Genomic DNA, 23,342 nt, shown 5'->3' on the forward strand with positions numbered 1-23,342 from the left:
GACAGCGTCACATCTACTCAATTCTGACATCAGACCACTGCAAGTCTCACTAGCGGCCCAAAGACCACCAACCTTTGCGTTTTGGCTTTGAGTCCGCGTCTGCAGCGGGTTCCTCGGTCGGACTCGCATCGGCGACAACTGGTTCGCTGCCCGCAACCGTTGCTTCAACTGGTTCAGCCTTTGGCTCTGCTTTTTTGCGGGTCCGCCGTCTGGGCTTTGCTTCCTCTTCGCTCAAAGGCGCGCCGTCATCGGTTGACGGTTCCGCCTCTGCGGCTGGCTCGGGGGCCTTTGGCTCCGCTTTCTTACGCGAACGCCGCTTGGGCTTTGGCTTTTCACCTGCTTCTACGGCTTCGGACGCTGCATTCCCCTCATCCGAAGATTCCTTGGACACAACACTGTCTTCAGCCACCTCAACCGGTGCAGTCTCGACTTTCTTGCGGCGTGTCCGGGTGCGCTTGGGCTTTTCAGCGACAGGTTCTTCAGTCTGTGGCGCATCAGCCGCGGGTGCAGCACCGTCGGACACGGTCTCGGGTGTCGCGTCGCTCTCTTGCTGGTGCTGTTCGTTTTCGGAAGACTGTGCATCACCGTTGCCATTGCCGTTACCGCCACCCCGACGGCGCCGACGGCGCCGACGCTTGCGCTTTGGTTTCTCGTCTTCGTTCCGGTCCTCTTCTTCCTCGACGACGTCCTCTACTGCTTCGGCAATCTCTTCCATCAATTCTGCCGAACCGACAACGGGGGCTGCCTCTGGAACAATCCGAGTCGCGGTCTTAAATTTTTCGACAGCAAAATCTGGCGAAACCAGTGTTGGATCACATTCGATCCGAACCGACATGCCATAACGGGCTTCGATATCAGCAATATGCTCGCGTTTTGCGTTCATGAGGAAGTTCGCGATTGAAATCGGAGCACGCACGAGGACTTCTTTGGAACGTCCTCTTACACCCTCTTCCTCAAGCGCGCGCAGGATCGACAAGGAAACGTTGTCGTCGGAGCGCAAAAGCCCGGTGCCATGGCAATGGGTACACATCTGCGTCGTGGCCTCGAGCATGCCGGGACGCAGGCGCTGACGTGACATTTCCATCAGGCCAAAGCCCGAAATGCGACCGACCTGAATCCGGGCACGATCAGTCTTCAGCTTGTCCTTGAAACGCTTTTCGACAGAGGCGTTATTCTTACGCTCGTCCATATCGATGAAGTCGATCACGATAAGACCCGCAAGGTCGCGCAGACGCAGCTGTCGCGCAACTTCATCTGCTGCTTCGAGGTTGGTCTTGAGCGCCGTCTGTTCGATCGATCCTTCTTTCGTTGCCCGACCGGAGTTGACGTCAATCGCGACAAGAGCCTCCGTTATACCGATGACGATATAGCCACCTGACGGCAATTGGACTGTAGGATTGAACATTCCACCCAGATAGCTTTCTACTTGGTAGCGCGCAAAAAGTGGCAACTGCTCAGCGTAGTGCTTCACGTTCTTAGCGTGGCTCGGCATAATCATTTTCATGAAGGCTTTTGCCGTTTTATAGCCCTCGTCACCGGCGACGATCACTTCATCAATCTCTTTGTTGTAGAGATCGCGGATCGACCGTTTGATCAGATCGCCTTCTTCGTAAATCTTCGCTGGTGCAATGGATTGCAGCGTCAATTCACGAATCTGCTCCCACATGCGCTGCAGATATTCGTAGTCCCGCTTGATCTCTGATTTGGTCCGCTGGGAACCAGCTGTTCGGATGATAAGGCCTGCGCCTTCGGGGACGGACATCGCATTTGCAATTTCTTTCAGCTTTTTGCGATCCGGTGCGTTTGTAATTTTGCGGCTGATACCGCCACCGCGCGCCGTATTTGGCATCAGGACACAGTAGCGACCGGCAAGCGATAGATAGGTGGTCAGAGCAGCGCCCTTGTTCCCGCGCTCTTCTTTTACGACCTGCACGAGCAAAATCTGACGGACTTTGACGACTTCCTGGATCTTGTAGCGCTTGGGTCTCGGTTTGCGCACTTGACGTACTTCGTCAGTGTCGTCTTCTTTTACACTTTCGATACGGTCGTCTTTTTCGGCCGCATCGTCCATTGCGACATAGGGTTTTTCATCTTCATCGTTCGGCTGGTCAACAATCGGATCTGCTGTGGGCGCATCTTCGTCCCCAAGGTCAATTGTCTCCATACCCTTGATGTCGCCCGAGGTCTCTTCCTCTGGCGTCTCCACGTCAGTGGTAACAACTGCGTCCGTTTCGTTTGACTCCGTTGTCGCAGCTTTCGCTTTCGTGCGGCGCCGACGTTTTGGTTTTGGCTTTTCGTCAGCCGCATCTTCCTCAGCCTTCAAGCTCTCGGCATAGGCTTTTTCTTCCGCGATCAGTTTCTCGCGGTCGGCGACTGGTATTTGATAGTAGTCAGGGTGAATTTCGGAGAAAGCGAGAAAACCATGGCGATTTCCACCATAGTCAACGAAAGCAGCCTGCAACGAGGGTTCGACCCGCGTGACTTTGGCTAGATAGATGTTGCCAGCAAGCTGTCGCTTGAACTGGCTTTCGAAATCAAATTCCTCGACCTTGTTTCCGTCCACCACAACGACGCGGGTTTCTTCCGCGTGCGTCGCGTCGATTAGCATTTTCTTTGGCATAGTATCCGTTCGCATCACAGCACGATCCAGCCCCGGGGGGCGCGTTTGACGTCTGCTGATGTCTGATGTTGGCGATTGACATGCTGGACCAAAGCCTGCCCTGAAGGGCGGTCAGCTCTGACCTGTCTGGCTGCGTGCCTTGCATCGCGTTTCTTCCTTGGTTCCAAACCGGGTCTGGAACCTGTTCATGGCCCGGTGCGCCTATAACCCGGCGCGTCCAGAGCGTACTTCCGAGCGGTTTAACCGCCCAAATCAGCTATTTTCGGTTTTTCTGACAACCGGGACGTGCCCGCAGATTCCGAAAACAGAGAATCTCACCGAGGTCACAGCGATCCATTTCGCGGCACTCCCGTGTCTTCTACATAAGGGAGGGGTGAGGCAGATTACAATCGGAAAGTGGTTGACCCATGTTCTTCAATGCTTCTCAACGCAATTTGCGCGTACTGATGAACAACAGGGAGCAGCTTGCATGATGCATTCAAATGCTGCCTCCCATCGTCAGTCGTTGCTAACCAAAGCTATTTTGTAGAAAACATGTATGTGTATTCTGACAATGCCCCTCCCCGACCGCCACATCCGTAAGAAAAACACGCCCACTGAAACGCAGCTGGCAACGCTGCGGACAACAAGCACTTAAATGGAAGGGTTTAGCGCAGTTAACCTCGTTGTTTTTGCTGCACTAAACGCAGATTCCTTCGCGATGTTTCGCAGTCGATACGTACCAAGAGTACACACAGCGGGTAAGCACAACTTCAATTATCCGTCCAAATACTCGGACCGCTGCAATCCGTACTTCGCCATCTTTTCGTTCAGTGTCCGCCGTGGCAAGCACAGCTCTTCCATGACAGCGACGATGGAACCCTTGTGACGACGCATCGTGTTGTCGATCAGCATGCGTTCAAAAGCTTCAACAAACTCTTTGAGCGGCTTGCCTTCTGTCGTCATCGCCGGCTTGGAATCGTCAGTGTCTGCCATCAACAGGGATGCAATCGAACCGGTACCGCGTCGATTTTGCAATACAGCGCGCTCGGCAACATTGATCAACTGGCGAACGTTTCCCGGCCAGGGTGCCTGCAAGAGCTGTGCTGCTTCTTGTGCGGAAACTTCTGGTGCATCGCATCCATACTCGTCCGCGAACTGGTCCGACAGGCGTGTGAACAGCGTCAGAATATCCTCGCCGCGCTGGCGCAACGGTGGCACGACGATCTTCAATGCAGCCAGCCGATAAAACAGGTCCGGACGCAAGACGCTTTCACATGTCTTGTCTTGCTCCTGCAGATTGCAAATCGCGACGATGCGTGTTTCTGCCGGTGTTCCCTGATCGTTAATCGCGGTCAGCAGTTTGGCCTGAAGTTTGTCGGAAAGCGCTTCAATATCTTCAAGAACAAGCGTTCCACCGCGTGCCTCTTCGATGGCTGGGATCGGTTCGCCTTCGCCCGCCGGACCAAACAGCCGGCGACCAAGTGTTTCTTCGTCAAAGGCAGAGCAGCTTATCAGTGTGAACGTCTTTGATGAGCGTGAGCCGACAGCATGCAAAGCGTGCGCAACAAGCGTCTTGCCAGTTCCCGTTTCACCTTCAATCAACACATGACCATCAGCCTGGCCCAGATCAAGAATGTCCTCCTTCAGACGTTCCATCGGAGGCGATTGGCCGATCAGCTTCTTGATTAGGGCAGATCCGTCCGACAGTTCCTTGCGCAATGCGCGATTGTCCAATGTCAGCCGGCGCGCATTGGTCGCCCGTTTCGCAAGTTCGGTCATCTTGTCCGGGTTGAACGGCTTCTCCAGAAAATCGAACGCACCCATCCGCATCGCTTCGACCGCCATTGGCACATCGCCGTGCCCGGTGATCATGATAACCGGAAGCGCGCTATCAACACCTTTCAGCTTTTTGAGGAATTGCATTCCGTCCATCCCCGGCATCTTGATGTCTGATACCACGATCCCCTGATAATCGTTTCCAACCCCACGCAGCGCGTCTTCTGCACTGGCATAGGTTTCCGTATCGAACCCGGACAAGGCCAGCCATTGACTGATTGACTGGCGCATGTCCTTTTCATCATCCACAATCGCAATCTTCATCGCTTTACTCATGGGTAAACTCCTATTCCGCCGCTTTGACGTCAGGCTGCAAGATCGGCAGCCGCACTTCGAATACTGCGCCCCCGTTCGCACCATTGCGCGCGGTGAGCCTTCCTCCCAAGTCGTTCACAATCCCCGATGATATAGCAAGCCCCAGACCGACTCCGTCACCTGGCTGCTTCGTGGTATAAAACGGCTCAAAAAGCGCATCCAGATCCTCGATCCCATCCCCATTGTCGCGCACTGTAAGAATCACGGTATCGCCCACAGCGACCAGTACGTCGATCGTTGGATCAGACACCGACTTCGTCGCATCAAGCGCGTTGCGCAACAAGTTGATGATAACCTGTTCCAATCTTAAACGATCACCAAGGATCATGGCAGGCTCATCAGGTAACGTGCGCGTGATATCGACACGCCGCGTCTTCAGCTGAGGTTCCATCATCGACAATGCTGATGATACGGCAGCCCTTGTATCTACAGGCTCAAACGCTTCAGATCCCTTGCGAGCATAGGATTTGAGTTGCCGCGTAATCGCCCCCATACGCTCGATCAAATCGTCAATCCGCTGAAAGGAAGAAAGTGCCTCGTCCGGGCGTTTGCGAGTCAGCAAAAGTCGTGCGCCGGCAAGGTAAGTCTTCATCGCGGCAAGCGGTTGGTTCAGCTCGTGACTGACAGCGGCTGACATCTCACCCAAGGCCGCCAGTTTGGACGATTGCGCCAGCGTCTGCTCGGCCACTTCCAGCGTTTTTTCGACCTTTTCCCGTTCGGCAATTTCCCGCTGCAAGCGCTGGTTCAGTGCGCGAAGTTCCGCAGACTCGCGTTGAAAGAGAACAAGACGCGATGCGGCCTTACGAGAGGACAACCAAAACAGTCCTGCCAGAAGGATCGCAAACCCCATAACTTCAAGCGCGAGAATCGCATTCACACGTTCACGGACAGACGAATAACGGGTGAAACTGACGATGCGCCAACCTTTCCATTGGACAAGCGCTTCGCGGCGCAGCACGGCCTCTCCTTGCACGTAGGTGTCAGCCGGGATGGCTGTCCAATCCTGCGCCGAGCGCAGCGCACGTTCAATCGCAGTTGGAGCAGGCGTGCGTTGCAGCGCCTGTTCTTCGTTCAATCCGCGCCACTGCGGTTCTGTCGACAAAACAATGATGCCTTCGCTGTTGGTCACCATTGTTGCGGCGGTGACACCAGCCCAATTGCGTTCCAGTTTCTGCAGATCAACCTGCACCACAATCACGCCGAGTGTTGTTCCAGTGTCTTCGATTTTGCGGGAAAAACTGAAGGCAAAGCCGCCCTCTGCACGTGGCGAAACATTGAAACCCGTACCAGAAGACCTCAACGCATCGACGTAGTATGGTTCAGTGCGGTGATTGCCTCCTAGCCGGTTCCGGTCTGTCGCAGCGACCGCACGACCTTCTGTATCTAGCAACATCAGTGAGGCTGCCCCGATTTCGTCGACAAATGACAGCAATCGTGCGGTCGACAGCGTATAATCCTTTGACCGAAGGGCAATAATCAGCTCCGGATCACGCGCAAGAAGTTGAGGAACGATCGAATTTCGCTCCATCTCGGAACTCAACGCACCGCCGAACAAAGTAAGACGGAGGTCTGCGCGGTTCCGCGTCGTTTCCGTGAATCTCTCGGTCAAAAGCTGGTTCGTGACGTAGATCACGAGCACACCCAACGCGCACAAACCGATGACAGCCAAACGGAGGCGCCAACTGCGTGGACGTTTCAATGTGGTGGCGGCAGCCTTTCCAATCATCTCAGAAGATTACTTGAGCCCTGCGCCTGCGACAAGCGCAAGCCTCAGACGTTTGCAAGCTGGCCGATCAATCCGCGGAAAAGCGCCTGCCCGTCAGTGCCCCCATGACCATCATCGACCGCACGTTCGGGATGCGGCATCATGCCAAGGACGCGTCGGTTTTCCGACAGCACGCCAGCGATGTCGGCCAGAGATCCGTTCGGATTGTCGCGATATGTGAACGCAATCCTGTCTTCGCCATTCAAAACTTGCAGTGTTTGGGGATCAGCGGTGTAATTGCCGTCATGATGGGCAATCGGAAAATTGACAATGTCCCCAGCATTATAGCCTTCAGTAAATGGCGAACTTGATGTGACCACGTTCAATGCACTGGATTTGCAGACAAACTTCAAACCGGCATTCCGCATCAATGCACCGGGCAATAGGCCGGTCTCTGTCAGAACCTGAAATCCGTTGCAAACGCCAAGCGCGTATCCGCCGCGGTTTACGTGACGGGCCAGGGCTTTACAAATCGGGCTTTGTGCTGCGATCGCACCACAACGCAAATAATCGCCGAATGAAAAACCACCGGGAACAGTGACCAGATCCAGATGATCCGGCAAATCTGCATCTTTGTGCCAAACCATCTCGACATCAGCCCCGGCTGCCTTCAGTGCAACAGCCATGTCGCGATCGCAGTTGGACCCCGGAAAGACGATAACCGCCGCTTTCATGATGCGATCTCAATGCGATAGCTTTCAATCACCGTATTGGCGAGAAGCTTCTCGCACATCTCGGTGATTGTGTCCTCTGTCGTACCGTCGGCCAGATCCAGTTCGATGACTTTTCCTTGGCGCACATTTTCGACGCCAGAAAACCCAAGTGAACCAAGGGCGTGCTTGACAGCTTCGCCTTGTGGATCAAGAACGCCTTCTTTGAGCATTACATGAACTTTGGCTTTCATCATGCTGATCCTGCTTAATTTATCAGTGTCGGTTTGGGGCGGTGCGTCACGTTGCTGGGCAGGACACCCAATCGCTTTGCGACTTCGGTATAGGCGTCAGCAAGATTGCCAAGATCGTGCCGGAAAACATCCTTGTCCAGCTTCTGTCCGGTTTCAATGTCCCACAGTCGGCAACTGTCCGGACTGATTTCGTCGGCGACGACCAAACGCATGAAATCATTGTCCCAAACACGCCCGATCTCGATTTTGAAGTCGATCAGCTTAATTCCCACACCAAGCATCACACCCGACATGAAATCATTTACACGCAGGGCCATGCTGACGATATCGTCTAAATCTTGTTGGCTCGCCCATCCAAATGCAGCGATGTATTCTTCCGGGACCAACGGGTCCCCAAGCGAGTCATCTTTGTAAGAGAACTCGACAATCGGGCGCGGTAATTGAAGCCCTTCTTCCAGTCCCATCCGCTTTGCCATCGATCCGGCTGCAAAATTGCGCACAATCACCTCAAGCGGTATGATTTCCACTTGCCGGATCAACTGCTCGCGCATGTTCAAACGCTTGAGGAAGTGGGTCGGAATACCGATCTGTTGCAAACCAGTCATAAAAAATTCGGACAAACGGTTGTTCAAAACCCCTTTGCCTTCGATGACAGCTTTCTTTTCGGCGTTGAAAGCAGTCGCATCATCCTTGAAATACTGCACAAAAGTGCCCGGTTCCGGGCCTTCGTACAAAATCTTAGCTTTGCCTTCATAGATCATCTTGCGACGTGCCATAGGGTGTCCCGTCCTTGCTTGCACCAATCATCATGGAGCGTTGGGTGCCTCATAATCCAACCCCCTCTTGCGGGCAAGGACTTGCGGGGGCATATCATAAGTAACTGAACAGGTAGCCAAAGGATTGCTGACATGACGAGCTTTGATGATCGCGAAAACGCCTTCGAGAACAAGTTTGCCCACGATGAAGAAATGAAATTCAAAGCCGAAGCCCGTCGCAACAAACTGCTCGGTCTTTGGGCGGCTGACCTTCTTGGGAAAACGGGCGATGATGCGACAGCCTATGCACGCGAAGTGATCGCGTCCGACTTCGAAGAGGCTGGCGATGAAGACGTCTACCGCAAAGTGTCCGGCGATCTTGGCGATAAGGCATCCGAACAGACGATCCGCACAAAGATGAAGGAATTGATGGTTACCGCCAAAGAGCAGATCATGAAAGAAGTCTAAATCTTTCAGAATTAGCTTTGATTTTAAGAAGGCATCGCCCGTCCGGCGGTGCCTTTCTCGTTTCGCTTAACATCAGATTCATTGCCCTCGCATAGCTCCAAAGTCTGCCGTGAACGAGGTAACGATGATTGCGCGCCCTATCCAAATACCAAGCGTACCCAAATTCCTACGCTGTTTAGTCGTGTTGGCGATATCCGCATTTTGCATGGCATTGCTGTGGGGACATATCCGGGAATTGAATGGAGAAAATATTCGCACGTTGTTCACGCAGATCAGTCTCGGTCAGTGGATTTGCGCTTTAGGCGCAACGATATGCAGCTTCTTCGCACTCGGCCAATATGACACCATCTGGCACAAGGTCTTGAAAACGCGTGTTCCGGCTTGCCACGCGCACCGCACCGGCATCTGCGCCATCGCGATCGGACAGGCGATCGGGCTAACGGCAGTCACTGCAGGTTTGGTGCGCTGGCGGCAACTGCGCGGACTGCAAATTGAAAAAGTCATCGCACTGTCAGCAGCGGTCAGTACATCGTTCATGCTTTGCTGGGCGTTGCTTCTTGCGCCTGCTTTCTGGGTTGTCGGCAAAGATATCAGTTCGAGGTTCGATTTTTCTTGGACGTTGATCCCTGGCTTGGCCTTGGGAGCTTGTTTGTTCATATGGCTCTCGGTTCGCAAATCGATTCAATTGCGCCTCAGTCTCGCCCTGCTCTTCTGGACTGCAGTAGACTTGGTATTTGCTGGGCTGGTGGTGGTTGCGTTCCTTCCCGATGGAACTCCGGTCGTGCCAGTCATTGCCGCCGTTATGATAGCTACCGGTGCCGGACTGATCAGTAATGCGCCCGGTGGGCTTGGTGCGTTTGACCTGACGCTATTTGCAATGCTGCCCAATACACCCGACGAAAGCCTTGTGGCGGCGCTGATAGCGTATCGTATGACCTATGTCCTGTTGCCATTCATTCTGGCCCTTCTTGTTCTGGTCAAAGCGCGTCCTCCGGTAGCGGATCTGCGGCTACAGATGCCAGCGGCATGGGGCTTGGCACGCCAATCAGGATTCGTTGCTTCAGGGTCCAACTGGTCTGCGCACATTGCTGAAACAGCGGTTGGGCTTGTGGCACTTGGCAACGCGCTCGGACCCAACCGCACAGCTGCTAAGCAAGGTATACGGGCTTTTTACAAATGTTCCCCCAACCTGGCCGCTGAACTGCGACAGTGCGGATGGACGTCCATGCGGATTGCGTTAGAGGCGCAAATAAACCCGCAGGCATTCTCTATTACAGGGCGTGACCGACAGTCATTGCGCCGAAAACTGCGAAAGGCCGAAGCGGCGGGGATAAGCTGTACAGAAGAAACTTGCGATAAGACAACCATGTCTGAAATCGCGGAAAGTTGGGCGAAGGAACATGGTGGTGAGATGGGTTTCTCGATGGGGCGCTTTTCCCAGGATTACATCAAACACCAACGGATATTCATTATAAGACGGGACCAAATTCCCATTGGGTTTGTGACATTTCATCATAGCAAAACCGGCTGGTCGCTCGATCTAATCCGCTACGTCGCCGACACCCCTTGTGGGGCGATATACCTTGCAATTGAAACGGCGATTGCTACGGCAAGGGATGACGGCGTCACAAATCTCTGCCTAGGTGCTGTACCCTCCTTCACAGGCCAACTGCAGCGACTTAATGCGCGACGTGCGGGGCTGATGCAATTCAAGCAAAGCTTCGGCCCGACATGGCGGCCTGTCTATCATGCCGCAAGTAATCCGATCTGGTTCTGCCTGACTGCAGTCGCTATCGCGTGGGAAATCCACCGGCCGATCCAAAACCTGCGCTATCAACGCTTCGTCATGAAGATCATGCGATGTTTTCAATTGCGCAAGTTTCGCGCGCGTGGCATCGCAGCAGACATGGCTGCAGGGACACAAACACATGGCCGACGCGCTCAGCAAACTTCTTGACGAACGCGATTGGCTCCTTGCCGATGGTGCGACTGGAACAAATCTTTTCAACATGGGGCTATCGTCTGGCGATGCGCCAGAATTCTGGAACGTCGACCATCCTGACAGGATCGCCGCCCTATACGACGGGGCAGTCAAAGCGGGAAGCGACCTGTTTTTAACAAACACCTTCGGTGGAAATGCATCGCGCCTCAAGCTTCATGATGCACAGTCGCGGGTTCACGAACTCAACAAGGCTGGCGCGGAAATTGGACGTAACATAGCGGATAAGGCAGACCATCCGGTCATTGTCGCAGGTTCAGTTGGGCCAACAGGAGAGATCATGGCACCAATGGGATCATTGACGCATGAGATCGCCGTCGAAATGTTTCACGAACAGGCCGAAGGGCTGAAAGCTGGCGGCGCAGATGTCCTCTGGCTGGAAACGATTAGCGCCATCGAGGAATTCGTCGCAGCGGCAGAAGCTTTCAAACGCGCTGACATGCCGTGGTGCGGCACTATGAGCTTTGACACAGCCGGCCGCACGATGATGGGAATTACATCAAAGGACTTCGCCAAGAAGGCTGCGAAAATCGACCACGCACCTATTGCGATTGGTGCAAATTGCGGCACAGGCGCCTCTGATCTTTTACGAACCATTCAAGGCTTCACAGACGCAAAGCCGCCCTACCCACTGATTGCGAAAGGCAATGCCGGAATTCCGAAATACCACGATGGACACATCCACTATGACGGCACACCCGAATTGATGGCCGACTATGCCGTTCTGGCAAGGGACAGCGGGGCACGGATCATCGGCGGGTGTTGTGGCACGACACCGCATCACTTGCAGCTGATGCGCAAAGCCCTTGAAAGTCGCCCGTCGGGGCCGCGCCCTTCACACGATGATATCACATCAGCACTTGGCGGCTTTTCATCTGAATCGGATGGAACAGACGGTGGCGGGCCAACCCGCGCGGCACGCCGGGGACGTCGACGCGCCTGACCCCATTAGAACAGTGATAACTGATCGCCGGCCTTTGGCGGAACACAGAACAAGTCAGTTCGCAAAGGCGGCAAACTGCGATCAAGTCCAAGTCGGCGACAAGCCAATTTGAAGCGCTGTTGCAGCAGTTCGGCCCATTTGCCCTGCCCGGTCATGCGTTTGCCAAATTCCGGATCATAATCCTTGCCGCCATGCAATTCGCGGACCCGCGCCATCACCCGCGCAGCACGATCCGGATAATGCGCTGCGATCCAATCGCGGAACAGACCCGAAACCTCTTGTGGCAGGCGCAATACGATCGAAGAGGCAGCAATTGCCCCTGCCTCTGCACAGGCTTCAAGGATCGACTCCAACTCGTGGTCAGTTAGCGCAGGAACGACAGGAGACACCATTGCCCTGACGGGAATGCCTGCGTCGCTCAGCGCGCGAATAACGGAAAGCCGTCGCTTTGGTGCGGGGCAGCGCGGCTCCATCAGGCGCGCGGTTTTTGGATCAAGCGTGGTGACTGAAATGCCTACGCGCAAAAGTCCCTTTTGCGCCATCGGGCCGAGTATATCGATATCGCGGGTGATCAGCGCACCTTTCGTGACAATAGCAACAGGATGATTGTGCGCTGCCAAGACGGCAAGAAGATCGCGCATGATGTGCCTGTCTTTCTCGATTGGCTGATACGGATCCGTGTTCGTTCCGATTGCAATTGTGCGCGGTCGGTATGACCGCTTCGCAAGCTCCCGTTCAAGAATTGCTGGAGCATCTGGACGCGCGATAAGCTGCGTTTCAAAATCAAGCCCCGGAGACAGGCCGAGGTATGCGTGACTAGGGCGCGCAAAGCAGTAAATGCATCCGTGTTCACAGCCGCGATAAGGATTGATCGACCGATCAAAAGACAGATCGGGTGAAGTGTTTCGCGTGATAATCTTTCGCGGAACCTCATCAGCGACTGACGTCCGCAACACCGGCAAAGGATCATCTTTTTCCCAACCGTCATCAAAGTCGGCTGTTGTAACCCGATCATAGCGCACAGCTGGATTTGATCCGGCTGCACGCCCGATAGTGCGATGCTGAGGGCGCGTTGGAAAATCCATGTACAATCACTAGAACGTAACAAGAACATTGGCAAGCGCACGTCGGTGTCGAAACGGTGAATGTCGCAATTTGTCGCGTGACTTAACGTGCAATAGCGCACTAAGCTTGAAGAACGTGCGAACAAGGAGCTTTGCAATGTCTGAAGCCGAAGACGACATCATTCTGTCCGAACTCAACGATGAAGACCTTGTCGCGCAGATGTTCGACGATCTCTACGACGGAATGAAGGAAGAGATCGAAGAAGGCGTCAACATTCTGCTCGAACGCGGCTGGGAACCATACCGCATTCTGACAGAAGCTTTGGTTGGTGGCATGACGATCGTCGGAATTGATTTCCGGGACGGTATTCTCTTTGTTCCCGAAGTTCTGCTTGCCGCAAACGCCATGAAAGGCGGGATGAAAATTCTCAAGCCGCTGCTGGCCGAGACAGGTGCCCCACGTGTCGGCAAGATGGTGATCGGTACGGTGAAGGGCGATATCCATGATATCGGGAAGAACCTCGTTTCCATGATGATGGAAGGTGCGGGATTTGAGGTTGTCGATCTTGGCATCAACAATGCCGTTGAAAGCTATCTCGAGGCGCTTGAGGCCGAAGGTCCAGACATCCTCGGCATGTCCGCCCTGCTCACGACCACGATGCCCTATATGAAAGTCGTCATCGACACGATGGTCGAAAAAGGCATTCGTGATGATTACATCGTACTTGTTGGCGGCGCGCCATTAAACGAAGAATTCGGCAAGGCAATCGGTGCCGACGCATATTGCCGGGATGCTGCCGTTGCTGTTGAGACGGCAAAAGACTTTGTTGGTCGCAAGCACAACCAGATGGCTGCTGGCTGACCTTGGAAAGTTAGGCGAACATCCCCATGTTGGATGGACACCCTAAACAGAAAGAGGATCACGATGCCGGTACTGCACTATACCCTTCTGTTGATTGGTGTGATCTGTGCGGCAGGTCTGACGATTACCATCATCACAGGCTTCGCAACGCCGTTTGAAACCGTCATCGGCGGGGGTCTTTTCATCGTCGGTGCAATGCTGTTGAGGCTGGTGCTTGCACGCAAATGACACTGACGGACACACAGCTGACAACTGACGGCCTTGCTGCAAAAGGCAAAGGCCGCATTTTGTTGCTGGCATGTGGTGCACTCGCGCATGAAATCATTGCGCTGAAAAAAACCTTCGGTTGGGATCATCTCGATCTGCATTGCCTGCCTGCCATTCTGCACGTGAAACCCGGCCGCATCGTCCCGGCAGTCCAAGAGGCTGTACTGAAATTCCGTGGCTCTTACGATAACGTCTTCGTTGTTTATGCGGATTGCGGAACCGGTGGGCAGTTGCAGGCACTCTGTGACGCACTAGACGTAGAAATGGTTGCCGGACCACATTGCTATAGCTTCTTTGAAGGCAACGACGTTTTCGCTGCAAAAGATGAAATGACTGCCTTTTACCTAACCGATTTTCTGGTGAGGCAGTTTGATGCCTTCGTTTGGAAACCGCTTGGGCTGGACCGGCATCCAGAACTGTTAGAGATGTATTTCGGGAATTACGAAAAGTTGGTTTATCAGGCGCAGACCGATGATCGGGATCTGACAACCAAAGCGAAGGAATGTGCCAAGCGTCTTGGCCTGACTTTTGAAAGACGATTCACCGGTTACGGTGAGCTCGAAACCACGCTGTCAAAGCTTTGAACGCGCCTTACGCGGCCGCGTGCGCCACAGCCCTTATCCGCTCGACCATCGCACGGACACCGTTGCTGCGCTGCGCTGAAAGATGGTCGTGCAGCCCCAAGCGACCAAGTTCCGCATGGGCATCGACTTCCAGGACATCTTTGACGTCCAAGCCATTGTAGAGATTTGCTAATACTGCAATGAGACCACGTACGATCATCGCATCACTATCGCCGCGGAAACTGAACGTCGTGTCCGTGATGTCAGGCACCAGCCATACCTGCGAGGCGCAGCCGTCTACTTTGGTTGCAGGCACTTTGAATGCATCTTCCAAAGGTGGCATCGCCTTCCCGAGGTCGATCACATGCCGATAGCGATCTTCCCAATCTTCGAGGAATTCAAAATCATCGGCTAACTCTTCAAATGCAGCAGTGGCCATAAGGAACCCCATCGTTTGTCACCTTGACTTAGGTGGCGCTGCTGCAAACGTCCAGTGCAGAGCTTTTCAGCCAGCCGATCTTCCGTTAAGCAACTGTGAAGACGAATGAAAGGCCCTGCGGATGCGCCCAACCCTTCCTTTATTGCTTTGCGCAACTTTGGCGATCAGCGGCTGCAGCCGAATTGCAGAATCGCGCTTCAACCCATTCAACTGGTTCGGCGCGGCAACGGTTGCTGCCCCGGTGGACGCAAACGGAAATTTGCGCCCCTTGGTGACGGCAAATGCTTTGAACCGCGTCGTCGACGGGCGTGTGCCCGTAGATACGGTAACTTCGCTTCGCATCGATCGTAGCCCAAATGGCGGCATTGTAACTGCGAGCGGCGCTGTGCCCGTCGGCGCTTTCAATGCCCAGCTTGTGCCAGTTGCGCAGGACGGTGGAACGCTCACACTTTCGTTTCGTGTTGAAATCCCGGCTTCAGCAAGCGGCACGCAGACCATCACTGCGGCGCGCGCTTTCAACAATGCAGAACTTGCCGGTATCCAACGGATCGTTGTTCAGGCAGCACGTAACTCGGCATCGTCTACGCGCTAAGATGCACTCAGCGGGCGACCGTGATCACGCGGGCACCCTGCACTGCAAGTGCGACTTTGCCTTCGCAAAGCTCCAGGGCGTCCTTGCCGAAAACATCTTTGCGCCAGCCCTTCAAAGCTTGCAATCCGCGCTCTCCTGCGGCCAAAGCGTCAAGGTCCTGCGATGACGCGACAAGTTTTTGGGCAACACCTTCCTGATCGGCTTTCGCCTTTAAAAGAACGCGCAGCATATCTGCAATCGCCGGGTTGACCTGTAGTTTCTCACGCGACCTGTCTGGCTTAGGCAGATCATCGTTCGGCACGCTCAGACCGGCTTTGATGCTCGAAAGAATGCCCTCCGCAATTTCGCCCCGTCGTGCCTCGCGCAACAAAAGACGCGCGCGTGACAAGTCTTTCTCAGTCTGCGGTTTAGTGGATGCAAGTTCGACCAATGCGTCATCCTTGAACACGCGGCTGCGCGGCACGTCGCGCTCTTGTGCATACTTTTCGCGGAATCTGGCAAGTTCCCTCACGATAGCCAGAAAGCGACCGGAATTCGTGCGCGTCTTCACGCGCTTCCAGGCATCTTCAGGATCAACGCGATAGGTCGCAGGATCGTTCAGAACGTCCATTTCTTCGGCGACCCATTTGTGCCGACCTGTCTTGCGTAGCTCGGAGGACAGAAATTCGTAGACGTCGCGCAGATGTGTGACGTCACCGATCGCATAAGTCATCTGTGCGTCAGTCAATGGCCGCCGTGACCAGTCGGTAAAGCGCGATGATTTATCCAGCGAAGCCTTTGCAATCTTGCGGACAAGCGTTTCATAACCTGCCTGATCTCCGAAACCACAGACCATCGCCGCCACTTGCGTGTCAAACAATGGTGCAGGAATGACCCCAGCATCGACAAAAAAGATTTCAAGGTCCTGGCGGGCCGCATGAAAGACCTTCACGACGCCGGGATCGCGAAAAAGATCGTAGAGCGGTTCGAGTGACAGTCCATCTGCAAGCGGGTCAACAAGAACAGCATCACTCGCCGCATCATCCTGATACGCAAGCTGCACAAGGCAAAGCTTGGAATAATAGGTCCGCTCTCTCAAGAATTCCGTGTCGACAGTGACATAGTCTCTTTTCGCAGCCTCAGCGCAGAAAGCGGCAAGGGCTTCGGTCGTCGTGATGGTGTGCATGCGTGCCTGTTCAATATGTTTTGCCTTGTTTGTCTACAAGGTTTCCTCTGATACGCAATCTCTTGGCGGTTGAAAAGGCAACGCAGCAAATCGAGGATGTCGAGGGAAGGCAGTATCAGTCCTGCCTAGAGCATCATCAACGTGCGATCACCATCTGCGAAACGTCGCAAGACTCGCGGATATAGTTCATGCTCATACGGCAAAAGACGGGCAGCAAGCGTTTCGGGCGTGTCATTATCGCGGACGTCAATGCTCGCCTGACCAAGAATTGGCCCATCATCAAGATCGGCGGTGACTTCATGAACGGTACAGCCATGAACGGTGTCACCCGCCGCGAGAGCCCTCGCATGGGTATTGAGGCCCTTGTACTTTGGCAAAAGCGATGGGTGGATGTTCAATATCTTGCCGGACCATGCCGAAACAAATTCTGCTGACAGAACCCGCATGAAACCTGCAAGGCAAATGACGTCCGGCTGCGCTGCCAGCAACGCATGATGCATTGCGCGCTCGAACGCTGGTTTGTCATTTGGATAGTCGCGGTGTGCCACTGTCACCGTTGGAACGCCGAGTGCTTCTGCTTTGCGCAAACCTGCAGCTTCGGCCTTATTTGAAAGCACGAGAACCGGGCGCGCCGGAAAGTCACCGGTCATCGCCGCGACCAATGACACCATGTTGGAACCGCTGCCCGATATCAGGATCGCAACGCGTTTGGTCACAGCAAGGTGCCTGAATAGCTGACACCTTCCCCTTTCGTCACACTGCCAAGGCGATAAACGGTCTCGCCCGCGTCTTCCAGCAACTGGGTCAATGCAGTTGCCTCATCTTTCGCAACGACAACAACCATACCGACGCCAGCGTTAAAGGTTTTGAGCAGTTCGCTTTCGGCCATACCGCCTGTTTCGGCAATCCACCGAAAAACGGGCGGGAGTGTCCAGGCAGACAGATTGATCACTGCCCCCAACCCATGCGGCAGCACACGCGGCAGATTCTCGGTCAGGCCACCGCCAGTGATGTGCGCTAGACCGTGCACGCCCCCTGCCCGCACAGCCGCCAGCGCCTGATTGACGTATAGCCGCGTCGGAGCAAGCAAGGCGGCTCCCAAGGTCCCGTCGTCAAAGGGGCAATCTGCATCCCAGCCCAGGCCCGACAACTCCACAACCCGACGGACGAGCGAATAACCATTGGAATGCACACCGTCCGATGCAAGCCCTAGCAACACATCGCCCTCAGTCACGCCCGCCGGCAAATCAGCACCACGCTCCATTGCACCGACTGCAAATCCTGCAAGATCAAAGTCGCCGTCGTGATACATTCCCGGCATCTCGGCCGTTTCGCCGCCGATCAGCGCACAACCAGATGCTTCGCAGCCAGCAGCGATGCCGTTGATGATCCGCGTCGCATCGGCAAGATCAAGCTTGCCCGTGGCAAAGTAATCCAGAAAGAAAAGCGGCTCTGCACCCTGGCACACAAGGTCATTGACGCACATCGCAACAAGGTCAATGCCGATGGTATCTACATTTCCGGTGTCAATCGCGATGCGCAATTTCGTACCGACTCCATCAGTTGCCGCAACCAGAATGGGGTCTACATACCCCGCACCCTTAAGATCGAAAAGCGCCCCAAAGCCACCCAGCCCTGCCATCACACCGGGGCGTGCAGTACGTTTCGCCGCAGGTTTAATGCGCTCTACCAATGTATTGCCAGCATCAATATCCACGCCTGCATCGGCATAGGTCAGGCCATTCTTAATGGTCATTGCGATCCCCTCAGAAAGTTTGGGCCTCCCGTAACGCATGATGCAGCGCCTTGCCAGTCTGATCTTGACCCGACCAGCCTGTCTGCTAATCCGATGCGCGGGGGCCTGTAGCTCAATTGGTTAGAGCAGAGCGCTCATAACGCTTTGGTTGCGGGTTCAAGTCCTGCCGGGCCTACCATCCGATCCCCATTTCCCCATTGGCAGCCGTTGCGACTCTGCATAGTCTGACCGCAAACCAACAGGAGATTTTGACATGCGCATTTACGCAACCGCCTTTTTCGTGCCGCTCCTTGCGGCCTGTACGCCAGAAGCCCCGGTTGCAGTGGCGGCTCCTGTCCCTGTCGCAGCACCCGTTCCGGCGGGTTGCACAGTCGATCCTGCGACAAGATCGGCAATCGGTGCGATGTCGCTGGATGATGCGATTGCTGGTGCTGCGAATCTGGGGCTGCCTGCCAGCGACGTACTGCGGCTTTGGCGCGTGCGCGATGGAAACGCGACACCTGGCGATATCGAATACGCACGCGGATGTCTGGGTGCTGCTATACCTGCGTAAGCTTTCGGCCGAGGCACAAAGTATACAATCGCATACAAAACCCTCTTCCACCGATGAGGGTTTTGTTTTATGGCACCGGTAAAGCCACAACCGCAAAGGGAATCCCATGTCAAAGATCAAGGTAGAAAACCCGGTCGTCGAACTCGACGGCGATGAAATGACCCGCATCATCTGGCAGTTCATCAAAGACAAGCTGATCTTGCCATACCTGGACATTGATCTGAAATACTATGACCTCGGGATGGAAGTCCGCGACGAAACCAACGACCAGATCACGATTGACGCCGCTGAAGCGATCAAGAAATACGGTGTTGGCGTCAAATGTGCGACAATCACACCGGACGAAGATCGGGTCGAGGAATTCGGCCTCAAGAAGATGTGGCGTTCACCAAACGGCACGATCCGCAACATCCTCGGCGGCGTCGTGTTCCGCGCGCCGATCATCTGCAAAAACGTTCCGCGCCTGGTCCCCGGCTGGACAGATCCGATCGTCATTGGCCGTCACGCATTCGGCGACCAATACAAGGCAACAGACTTCCTGATGCCCGGCCCCGGCACATTGACGATGAAGTTCGTCGGCGACGATGGTCAAGTCATCGAACACGAGGTTTTCAAGTCGCCGTCCGCCGGTGTCGCGATGGGTATGTACAATCTCGATGATTCGATTATCGACTTCGCCCGTGCTTCGATGAACTACGGCCTGAACCTTGGCTGGCCTGTTTACCTTTCTACCAAGAACACGATCCTGAAAGCCTATGACGGACGTTTCAAGGATCTGTTCCAGAAAGTTTTTGAAGAAGAATTCGCAGACAAGTTCAAAGCTGCAGGTATCACATACGAACATCGCCTGATCGACGATATGGTCGCCGCAGCCATGAAGTGGTCGGGAAAATTCGTTTGGGCCTGTAAGAACTACGATGGCGATGTACAGTCCGACACCGTCGCACAGGGCTTCGGTTCGCTTGGCCTCATGACCTCGCAACTGATGACGCCCGATGGAAAAATCGTGGAAGCTGAAGCAGCGCACGGCACAGTGACGCGGCACTACCGTCAACATCAGGCAGGTCAGGCAACCTCGACAAACTCCATCGCGTCTATTTTTGCGTGGACCGGTGGCCTGAAGCACCGCGCGAAACTCGATAGCAATGAACAATTGATGAAGTTCGCCACAACATTGGAAAAGGTCATCGTAGATACGGTCGAAAGCGGTCACATGACCAAAGACCTCGCGCTCTTGGTGGGCCCAGAACAGAAATGGCTGACAACCGAAGGTTTCCTTGAAAAGATCGACGAAAACCTGAACGCAGCGATGTAAGCGTTTCAAGCACGTATCCATTCAAACGGCCTCGCATCGCGGGGCCGTTTGTTCTTTCGCCATCACGCAAGCTACATACCAAAAACATTCATGTTTTCGCCTTTCGCGGGCCACTATCCATCGGCAAAAGACCCGAAGGCTACACAGGCGAAAGATGATGATGCAAATGCGGGACCTTAATCCAATTGGCCGTGCGGCAAAGATATCGACGGTCATTTACGGTGTTGTAAACGTCATCTATGCGGCAGTCTTGCTTTGGTACAATTCAGTCTACCGGACATATCTGAATGACCCGAACGCGGACCAGACGGCTCTTTTGCGTGCAGATGATGTCCTGCTTGGTCTTGGAATATTCTTTCTCATCGCCTTTATCGGATGCTTTTCTGTAAATGGACGCTGGATATACTTGGCAAGCAAGAACGCGGCGATAGCCTCACCGGCACCTGACAGAGTGTCGCCCGGCTGGGCAGTAGGCTGGTATTTCGTTCCGATCATGAACCTTTTCAAACCTTTCACGGCAATGAAGGAGATCTGGGAAGGTTCGGTTGGTCTGAATCGCACCCCGGGAAGCAGTATCCCTGGATGGCTGACTGTCTGGTGGCTGTTGTGGATTGTCCTGAACATTGCAGACTCCGCTGCGTCAAATATCGGGACGGACCCCTTCTCGACACCGGAAGACTACATCAATGGCAACAGGTTGACCGCCGTAATCGCGCTCTTATGGCTGATCCCGATATATCTTTTCTGGCGCATTATCGACGAGGTGACAGCAGCCCAGACCAGTGCAAGTGACGTTTTTGCCTAAGCTGCGTCGTTAAACCTGACAGCCCCGACCAATGGTCGCTCAAACGCCTCGGTATTAAGGCGCAAGTCGGCACCTGTGTTTCCTTGGCGATGGGTTTGCGCAATAGGGGGTGGCCTTTGCAGTTCAGACCCGCTATCGCGCGCACAAACTCCCATTTGAGGCACCCGAAATGGACATCCGCAATATCGCGATCATCGCGCACGTTGACCACGGCAAAACCACGCTTGTGGACGAATTGCTCAAGCAGTCCGGCGTTTACCGCGACAACGAAGCCATTACCGAACGGGCGATGGACAGCAATGACATCGAACGCGAACGCGGCATCACCATTCTTGCCAAGTGTACCTCGGTGGAATGGAAAGGAACGCGTATCAATATCGTGGATACGCCTGGTCACGCCGATTTCGGTGGTGAGGTCGAACGTATCCTGTCGATGGTCGATGGTGTCGTTCTGCTTGTTGACGCCGCCGAAGGGCCTATGCCGCAAACAAAATTCGTAACATCCAAGGCATTGGCCTTGGGCCTTCGCCCGATCGTTGTCGTCAATAAAGTCGACAAACCTGACGGCGAACCGGATCGCGCAATCGATGAAGTATTCGATCTTTTCGCAAACTTGGATGCCGACGACAATCAACTCGATTTTCCAACCATGTATGCCTCTGGCCGCGCCGGATGGTGCGACGCAGAACTGGACGGACCTCGCGAAAACCTCGACGCGCTGTTTGACTTGGTTCTGGCGCATGTGCCGACACCAAAGCAGATCGCGCACAAGGATGAACCTTTTAGAATGCTCGCCACAACGCTGTCGGCTGACCCGTTCATCGGTCGAATTCTGACGGGACGTGTTGAATCAGGCACGCTCAAGGCGGGTGAAACGATCAAAGCTCTGACGCGCGACGGTGAACGTATCGAGCAGTTCCGCGTGTCAAAAATCCTCGCATTTCGCGGTTTGATGCAACAGCCTATCGACGTCGCCGAAGCCGGTGACATCGTCACGATCGCTGGCATGACCAAGGCGACCGTGGCCGATACCCTGTGTGATGTTTCCGTCGATGAAGCGATTCCAGCCCAACCAATTGACCCGCCGACCATCACGGTGACTTTCGGGATCAATGACAGCCCACTGGCTGGCAAGGACGGCAAGAAAGTTCAATCGCGCGTCATCCGTGAACGCTTGATGCGGGAATCTGAAGTCAACGTCGCAATCAAGATTGCTGACACCCCCGGCGGCGACGCGTTCGAAGTTTCCGGTCGTGGCGAATTGCAGATGGGTGTTCTGATCGAAAACATGCGTCGCGAAGGGTTCGAACTTTCAATCTCGCGTCCGCAAGTCATCTATCGCGAAGTTGACGGCGAACGAATGGAACCCATCGAAGAAGCCACCATCGACGTCGATGATGAATACACCGGTTCGGTCGTCGAAAAACTGACCGGCCCGCGCAAAGGTGAACTGGTCGAAATGCGCCCGGCAGGCGTCGGCAAAACGCGGATCATCGCTCACGTGCCGTCCCGTGGCCTGATTGGCTATCATGGGGAATTCCTCACCGATACGCGTGGCTCAGGCGTGTTGAACCGCCTGTTTCACGGGTGGGCACCTTACAAGGGCAAGATTCAGGGACGGCGTCAGGGCGTTCTGATTTCCATGGAAAACGGCACATCTGTTGCCTTCGCACTTTGGAACCTGGAAGACCGCGGCAAGATGTTCATCGGCGCGCAAGAAGCAGTCTACACTGGAATGATCATCGGCGAACACAGCCGGGAAAACGACCTTGAAGTGAACCCGCTCAAAGGCAAAAAGCTGACAAACGTCCGCGCGTCCGGCACAGACGAAGCCGTCAGACTGACAACCCCGGTTCGCATGTCTCTCGAAGAGGCCATCGCCTACATTGATGACGACGAACTTGTCGAAGTCACGCCAAACGCGATCCGCCTGCGCAAGCGCTACCTCGATCCGCACGAGCGCAAACGGCAGTCACGCGCGGCCGGATAGTCTTCAATCCCAACGTCACGGTGGAAAACGCCTCTGCGCTATGGCCTAGAGTCTCCTGAGGCAGGGAGAATCGACATGACCATAGCGACGACGGACGAGATGCGTGATCTCATCACCGCACGGGCCAAGGGCCGTGTCAAAGGCAGCGTTCGTCTGGAAATGCCGGACCTGGCGACCTATTTTGTTGATGAAACCGGAGCCGTTGAAAGTGACGCGCCGGCCGATATTACGCTGACTGCCAAGGCGCAGGTGTTCCACGATATCGCAACGGGCAAGTTGAACCCGGCAACGGCCTTTATGCTACGCAAGCTCAAGGTCGACGGAAACCCGATGCGTGCCCTGAAAATCGGGGAAATCCTGAGCTCGGACAGCTAAGTCGCCGGA

At 54.7% G+C, this 23,342-nt stretch carries 23 protein-coding genes and 1 tRNA gene; 13 read left to right on the forward strand and 11 right to left on the reverse strand.

The features are described from left to right. Positions 1–49: 49 nt before the first annotated feature. The 6 genes from BMY44_RS05775 to purC form a co-directional block, all read right to left on the reverse strand. On the reverse strand, positions 50–2,620 hold the full coding sequence (locus BMY44_RS05775) for an Rne/Rng family ribonuclease (protein WP_089991381.1): 2,571 nt from the start codon (positions 2,618–2,620) through the stop codon (positions 50–52). 756 nt (positions 2,621–3,376) lie between these two features. Next, entirely contained in the window at positions 3,377–4,714 is a 1,338-nt protein-coding gene (locus tag BMY44_RS05780) for a sigma-54-dependent transcriptional regulator (RefSeq protein WP_089991384.1), read from the reverse strand. Between the two features lie 10 nt (positions 4,715–4,724). Then, entirely contained in the window at positions 4,725–6,479 is a 1,755-nt protein-coding gene (locus BMY44_RS05785; RefSeq protein ID WP_089991387.1) for a sensor histidine kinase, read from the reverse strand. Between the two features lie 44 nt (positions 6,480–6,523). After that, on the reverse strand, positions 6,524–7,192 hold the full coding sequence (gene purQ / locus BMY44_RS05790) for a phosphoribosylformylglycinamidine synthase subunit PurQ (RefSeq protein WP_089991390.1): 669 nt from the start codon (positions 7,190–7,192) through the stop codon (positions 6,524–6,526). Further along, on the reverse strand, positions 7,189–7,422 hold the full coding sequence (gene purS / locus BMY44_RS05795; protein ID WP_089994612.1) for a phosphoribosylformylglycinamidine synthase subunit PurS: 234 nt from the start codon (positions 7,420–7,422) through the stop codon (positions 7,189–7,191). Before purS ends, purQ begins: the two co-directional genes overlap by 4 nt. A gap of 14 nt (positions 7,423–7,436) precedes the next feature. Then, positions 7,437–8,198, reverse strand: a complete 762-nt coding sequence (purC, locus tag BMY44_RS05800; RefSeq protein ID WP_089991393.1) for a phosphoribosylaminoimidazolesuccinocarboxamide synthase — start codon at positions 8,196–8,198, stop codon at positions 7,437–7,439. A gap of 132 nt (positions 8,199–8,330) precedes the next feature. Here purC and BMY44_RS05805 point away from each other — a divergent pair, with 132 nt between their 5' ends. The 3 genes from BMY44_RS05805 (at position 8,331) to bmt (ending at position 11,587) form a co-directional block, all read left to right on the forward strand. Beyond that, on the forward strand, positions 8,331–8,645 hold the full coding sequence (locus BMY44_RS05805; protein ID WP_089991396.1) for a DUF1476 domain-containing protein: 315 nt from the start codon (positions 8,331–8,333) through the stop codon (positions 8,643–8,645). Positions 8,646–8,754: 109 nt separating this feature from the next. Continuing rightward, complete coding sequence (locus tag BMY44_RS05810) at positions 8,755–10,602, forward strand: phosphatidylglycerol lysyltransferase domain-containing protein (RefSeq protein WP_131801580.1); 1,848 nt, start codon at positions 8,755–8,757, stop codon at positions 10,600–10,602. Next, entirely contained in the window at positions 10,574–11,587 is a 1,014-nt protein-coding gene (bmt, locus tag BMY44_RS05815; protein WP_089991402.1) for a betaine--homocysteine S-methyltransferase, read from the forward strand. Before BMY44_RS05810 ends, bmt begins: the two co-directional genes overlap by 29 nt. Positions 11,588–11,592: 5 nt before the next feature. On the opposite strand, the gene BMY44_RS05820 is transcribed toward bmt, so the two are convergent. Then, positions 11,593–12,672: a PA0069 family radical SAM protein gene (locus BMY44_RS05820; RefSeq protein ID WP_089991405.1), complete on the reverse strand. Its 1,080-nt coding sequence runs from the start codon at positions 12,670–12,672 to the stop codon at positions 11,593–11,595. Positions 12,673–12,808: 136 nt separating this feature from the next. On the opposite strand from BMY44_RS05820, the gene BMY44_RS05825 reads away from it, so the two are divergent. The 3 genes from BMY44_RS05825 to BMY44_RS05830 all read left to right on the forward strand — a co-directional run bounded on the left by BMY44_RS05825 (position 12,809) and on the right by BMY44_RS05830 (position 14,364). Beyond that, complete coding sequence (locus BMY44_RS05825) at positions 12,809–13,513, forward strand: corrinoid protein (RefSeq protein ID WP_089991408.1); 705 nt, start codon at positions 12,809–12,811, stop codon at positions 13,511–13,513. Between the two features lie 63 nt (positions 13,514–13,576). After that, positions 13,577–13,741, forward strand: a complete 165-nt coding sequence (locus BMY44_RS18165) for a hypothetical protein (protein WP_165611789.1) — start codon at positions 13,577–13,579, stop codon at positions 13,739–13,741. Then, positions 13,738–14,364, forward strand: coding sequence for a DUF1638 domain-containing protein (locus BMY44_RS05830; protein ID WP_089991411.1), 627 nt, complete (start codon positions 13,738–13,740; stop codon positions 14,362–14,364). The genes BMY44_RS18165 and BMY44_RS05830 overlap by 4 nt, the downstream gene beginning before the upstream one ends. A gap of 7 nt (positions 14,365–14,371) precedes the next feature. On the opposite strand, the gene BMY44_RS05835 is transcribed toward BMY44_RS05830, so the two are convergent. Then, positions 14,372–14,782, reverse strand: a complete 411-nt coding sequence (locus BMY44_RS05835) for a SufE family protein (RefSeq protein WP_089994614.1) — start codon at positions 14,780–14,782, stop codon at positions 14,372–14,374. A 121-nt stretch (positions 14,783–14,903) separates the two neighbouring features. On the opposite strand from BMY44_RS05835, the gene BMY44_RS05840 reads away from it, so the two are divergent. After that, positions 14,904–15,374: a hypothetical protein gene (locus tag BMY44_RS05840; RefSeq protein WP_089991416.1), complete on the forward strand. Its 471-nt coding sequence runs from the start codon at positions 14,904–14,906 to the stop codon at positions 15,372–15,374. A 7-nt stretch (positions 15,375–15,381) separates the two neighbouring features. Here the strand turns inward: BMY44_RS05840 and rnd are convergent, their stop codons facing one another. The 3 genes from rnd to purM all read right to left on the reverse strand — a co-directional run bounded on the left by rnd (position 15,382) and on the right by purM (position 18,295). Then, on the reverse strand, positions 15,382–16,539 hold the full coding sequence (gene rnd, locus BMY44_RS05845; protein WP_089991419.1) for a ribonuclease D: 1,158 nt from the start codon (positions 16,537–16,539) through the stop codon (positions 15,382–15,384). A gap of 125 nt (positions 16,540–16,664) precedes the next feature. Beyond that, complete coding sequence (gene purN, locus BMY44_RS05850) at positions 16,665–17,255, reverse strand: phosphoribosylglycinamide formyltransferase (protein ID WP_089991422.1); 591 nt, start codon at positions 17,253–17,255, stop codon at positions 16,665–16,667. Continuing rightward, the gene (purM, locus tag BMY44_RS05855; protein ID WP_089994617.1) at positions 17,252–18,295 is read right to left on the reverse strand and encodes a phosphoribosylformylglycinamidine cyclo-ligase; all 1,044 of its coding nucleotides are present in this window, start codon (positions 18,293–18,295) and stop codon (positions 17,252–17,254) included. Before purM ends, purN begins: the two co-directional genes overlap by 4 nt. Positions 18,296–18,396: 101 nt before the next feature. On the opposite strand from purM, the gene BMY44_RS05860 reads away from it, so the two are divergent. From BMY44_RS05860 to BMY44_RS05885, 6 genes are all read left to right on the forward strand, one after another. Further along, positions 18,397–18,473 (forward strand) — tRNA-Ile (locus BMY44_RS05860). A gap of 75 nt (positions 18,474–18,548) precedes the next feature. Next, positions 18,549–18,848: a thiamine pyrophosphate-dependent enzyme gene (locus tag BMY44_RS05865; protein ID WP_089991425.1), complete on the forward strand. Its 300-nt coding sequence runs from the start codon at positions 18,549–18,551 to the stop codon at positions 18,846–18,848. A gap of 106 nt (positions 18,849–18,954) precedes the next feature. Further along, positions 18,955–20,163, forward strand: coding sequence for an NADP-dependent isocitrate dehydrogenase (locus tag BMY44_RS05870; RefSeq protein ID WP_089991428.1), 1,209 nt, complete (start codon positions 18,955–18,957; stop codon positions 20,161–20,163). A 166-nt stretch (positions 20,164–20,329) separates the two neighbouring features. Then, on the forward strand, positions 20,330–20,968 hold the full coding sequence (locus tag BMY44_RS05875; protein ID WP_207510486.1) for a DUF4328 domain-containing protein: 639 nt from the start codon (positions 20,330–20,332) through the stop codon (positions 20,966–20,968). Positions 20,969–21,137: 169 nt separating this feature from the next. Next, the gene (gene typA / locus BMY44_RS05880; protein WP_089994620.1) at positions 21,138–22,958 is read left to right on the forward strand and encodes a translational GTPase TypA; all 1,821 of its coding nucleotides are present in this window, start codon (positions 21,138–21,140) and stop codon (positions 22,956–22,958) included. Between the two features lie 75 nt (positions 22,959–23,033). Beyond that, a complete protein-coding gene (locus tag BMY44_RS05885; protein ID WP_089991433.1) occupies positions 23,034–23,333 on the forward strand; it encodes an SCP2 sterol-binding domain-containing protein in 300 nt (99 codons plus the stop codon). The last annotated feature ends 9 nt before the right edge of the window (positions 23,334–23,342 follow it).

The sequence above is a fragment of the Cognatiyoonia koreensis genome, from assembly GCF_900109295.1.
Taxonomy (GTDB): domain Bacteria; phylum Pseudomonadota; class Alphaproteobacteria; order Rhodobacterales; family Rhodobacteraceae; genus Cognatiyoonia; species Cognatiyoonia koreensis.